Origin of the sequence: Sandarakinorhabdus sp., from assembly GCF_040398645.1 — a bacterium.
In the GTDB taxonomy this organism is placed as follows: domain Bacteria; phylum Pseudomonadota; class Alphaproteobacteria; order Sphingomonadales; family Sphingomonadaceae; genus Sandarakinorhabdus.
In genome coordinates this window covers 1-3,218 of the sequence record NZ_JBBATR010000103.1, presented here as the reverse complement: position 1 = coordinate 3,218, position 3,218 = coordinate 1, and the positions used below count along the sequence as shown (strand labels likewise).

Genomic DNA, 3,218 nt, shown 5'->3' with positions numbered 1-3,218 from the left:
GCCATGGCGCTGCCCGGCGGCCAGGTGGTGATTTTCGACAAGCTGATTGCCGATGCGCAAAGCCCGGACGAGCTGGCCGGCGTGCTGGCGCACGAGCTGTCGCACATCAAGGCGCGCGATTCGGAACGGGCCCTGGTGCGGCAGCTCGGCTTGTCGCTGCTGCTGCAATCGCTCGGCGGCAATATCGGTGCCGGCGCTGATACGCTGCTGCTGCTGTCGTCATCGCGGGAGGCGGAGGCGGCGGCCGATGATGGCGCGATTGACCTGCTGAAGGCGGCCAAGGTCGCCACGGCGCCAACCGCCGATTTCTTTGACCGCCAGACCAGCAAAGCCACGCCCGGCAAAGCGGTGACGACCGCCAAGCCGCAAGGCAAACAGGCGGAAAAGCAGCAAGACAAGCAGGGCGATCTGGATGCAGCGGCAGAGCGGCTGGCGCGGCTGGCGGATTTTGCCGCGTCGCACCCCGACGATGGCAGCCGGTCCCGCCTGTTCAAAACCGCCGCGCTCAGCAGCGGTGTGACGCCGGCGCTTGACGCCGGGCAATGGCAGGCGCTGCGCGCGATGTGCGCAGCAAGCCGGCCCCAATCTCAGCCCCAATCTCAGCCGGCCAAGGCCCGCGCCAGCACGGCTTCGTAAATCGCAGCCAGGCCGGCGATGTCGGCCACGGCGGCGTGTTCGTCCACCTTGTGCATTGATTGGCCGGGCACGCCGAATTCGACCACAGGGCACAGGCGGCGGATGAAGCGGGCGTCGCTGGTGCCGCCGGTGGTGGACAATTCCGGCGTCTGGCCGGTGACGTCGTGGATGGCGCCGGCCACCAATGTGGACAGCGCGCCCGGCTCGGTCAGGAAGGCTTCGCCGGAGATTTTCACTTCGACGTGGCTGCTGGGCGCGTGGGCGGCGACGGTGGCGCGGATCCAGTCGGCCAGCGCTGCGCCGCTGTGTTGGTTATTGAAACGGATGTTGATGCGGGCGCGGGCCTGCGCCGGGATCAGATTGGTGGCCGGATTGCCGACGCTGATATCGGTGATTTCCAGATTGCTGGCCTGGAACCAGTCATTGCCCTCATCCAGCGTGCGCGCCCTGAGTTCGGCCAGGATGGCGACCAGCGGCGTGATCGGATTGGCGGCACGGTGCGGATAGGCGACATGGCCCTGCGCGCCATTGACCGTGATCCACGCATTCAGGCTGCCGCGCCGGCCGATCTTCATCATGTCACCCAGCACGGCCTGCGACGTCGGTTCGCCGACCAGGCACATGTCTGGCACCAGCGCGTTGGCCTCCAGCCAATCCAGCATCGGCGCGGTGCCGAAGGTGGCGGGGCCTTCTTCGTCGCCAGTGATGATCAGGCTGATGCGGCCCACCAAGGGCCCGCTGGCCAGATGGCGGGCGCAGGCGCTGACCATGGCGGCCAGCGCGCCCTTCATGTCCGCAGCGCCGCGGCCGACGATGAAGCCACCCCGAATCTCGCCGGCAAACGGATCCTCGCTCCAGCCGGCGATATCGCCCACCGGCACCACGTCTGTGTGCCCGGCAAAGGCGAAATGCGGCCCGCCAAGGCCTTGCTGCGCGCCGGCGATGGTGGCGAACAGATTGTCGATCGGGCCGTCAGGCGGGTGGCCAAATTGCAGGCGGGTGCAGGTGAAGCCCAGGCCCGCCAGCGCGGATTCCAGCACGCCAAGCGCGCCTTCGTCGGCCGGGGTGACACTGGGGCAGCGGATCAGCTGCTGCGTAAGCGTGATGGGATCAATCATGCGCCGGCTTTGCGCATCCCCGCTGCCAGCCGGTCAAGATAGGCGGCGATGCGCTTGGCGTTGGCGCCCAGATCGCTTTGCCCGACGCGGCTTTTTGAGCGGACATCGACGCGGGTGCCCGCCGGCGTGCCAGTCAGGCGGATGACGACATCATCGCGAAATCCCCACCACATGCCGCGCTCCACGGCTTCGATGCGGCCGGCGGCGCGGTCGCTGGCGATGATCTGCCAATTTTCGTTGCAGGCGGCCAGCGCCAGTTCAAAGGCACGGTCTGGCGGCACCGGCAGATCAAGCGGGCGGATTTCCGGATAGGCCCGCGCCTGCTGCGGCGCAAAGGCCGGATTGTAACCGATCGGCGATGCACCATCGCCGCGCAGATCGGCGGTGATGGCCACAAATTCGGGCGGGGACACTGTATCGGTGCTGATGTCGTTGATCGGCGGCTTGTCGCCAGCGGCCAGCACCAGCGTGACCGGCGCCGCCAGCGCCGCAAGGCCCACGGCGGCGGCCATCACCGTGATGGTGCCGCCGCGCCGGCGCAGCAACAGCACCAGGCACCAGATCGCGCCGATGCCCGCCAGCAGCGCCGCCATGGCAAACAGGCCGAGCCCGGCCTGCCAGCCCAGCACATCAAAGCGGTGCAACGGTCCCGCCAGCGGCACCATCACGGCCGCCGCCAGCGTGGCACGGGCAATATTGCTGGACTTGCGCGGTGCAGCAGCAGTTTCGGTCGTCGTTGTCATCAGATGCGCACTCCACCGGGGATTTCATAACGTGTGAACGGATAATCTTCGGCCATGGCCAATGCGTGCCATTCCGCCATGAACGGGTGCGCCAGCACCCGGCCCACATAGGCGCGCGCGTCCGCACTGACCGGCAGGTTATAGCTGTTGATGCGGGTGCACACCGGCGCAAACATGATATCGGCCGCGCCAAACCGGCCAAACAGCCAGGGCTCACCGGTTTCGCTGCCAAAGCGGCTGATCGCCTGGTGCCACAGCGCTTCGATGCGGTGCACATCGTCCATTACATCCGCAGCGGGCACGAAATCCGGGAAATTATATTGCAAATTCATCGGGCAGCCACTGCGCAACGCCTTGAACCCGCTGTGCATTTCAGCGCACATCGCATAGGCCAGCGCGCGTTCCCGGGGCTCGCGCGGCCAGAACCGGTCATGCCCGGCCTTGTCGGCCAGATACAGGATGATGGCCATCGAATCCCAGATCGGTGTGCCGTGATCCCACAGCACCGGCACTTGCCCGGATGGCATGTCCTGCTTGGAAGCGCCCGACACCCAATCGGGCGAATCCATCACGCGCAGATCGGTTTCGAACGGCAACAGCGATTGCCGCATGGCGAGCCAGCCGCGCAAGGACCAGCTGGAATAGTTGCGATTGCCAATGATGATCTTCATGTGCGCGCACCCAGTTGTTCGGCCTGGCATGACCATCGCGCAATCGCCCC

General features: G+C 66.7%; 4 protein-coding genes. 1 reads left to right on the top strand and 3 read right to left on the bottom strand.

What is annotated here, in order from left to right; all coding sequences use genetic code 11:
- Positions 1–636 (top strand): M48 family metalloprotease (locus ABWP50_RS13330; protein WP_353218475.1); only part of this gene is annotated, 636 nt, incomplete at its 5' end.
- Here the strand turns inward: ABWP50_RS13330 and dapE are convergent.
- The 3 genes from dapE to ABWP50_RS13315 are packed head-to-tail and all read right to left on the bottom strand — an operon-like array spanning position 600 to position 3,168.
- Positions 600–1,754: a succinyl-diaminopimelate desuccinylase gene (dapE, locus tag ABWP50_RS13325; protein WP_353218474.1), complete on the bottom strand. Its 1,155-nt coding sequence runs from the start codon at positions 1,752–1,754 to the stop codon at positions 600–602. The genes ABWP50_RS13330 and dapE overlap by 37 nt on opposite strands.
- Positions 1,751–2,497, bottom strand: coding sequence for a DUF1499 domain-containing protein (locus ABWP50_RS13320; RefSeq protein WP_353218473.1), 747 nt, complete (start codon positions 2,495–2,497; stop codon positions 1,751–1,753). The genes dapE and ABWP50_RS13320 overlap by 4 nt, the downstream gene beginning before the upstream one ends.
- Positions 2,497–3,168: a glutathione S-transferase gene (locus tag ABWP50_RS13315; protein ID WP_353218472.1), complete on the bottom strand. Its 672-nt coding sequence runs from the start codon at positions 3,166–3,168 to the stop codon at positions 2,497–2,499. The genes ABWP50_RS13320 and ABWP50_RS13315 overlap by 1 nt, the downstream gene beginning before the upstream one ends.
- Positions 3,169–3,218: the final 50 nt, after the last annotated feature.

Coding starts and splice junctions, on each gene's coding strand:
- dapE (WP_353218474.1), bottom strand. CDS start 1,754: ATGATTGATCCCATCACGCTTACGCAGCAGCTGATCCGCTGCCCCAGT.
- ABWP50_RS13320 (WP_353218473.1), bottom strand. CDS start 2,497: ATGACAACGACGACCGAAACTGCTGCTGCACCGCGCAAGTCCAGCAAT.
- ABWP50_RS13315 (WP_353218472.1), bottom strand. CDS start 3,168: ATGAAGATCATCATTGGCAATCGCAACTATTCCAGCTGGTCCTTGCGC.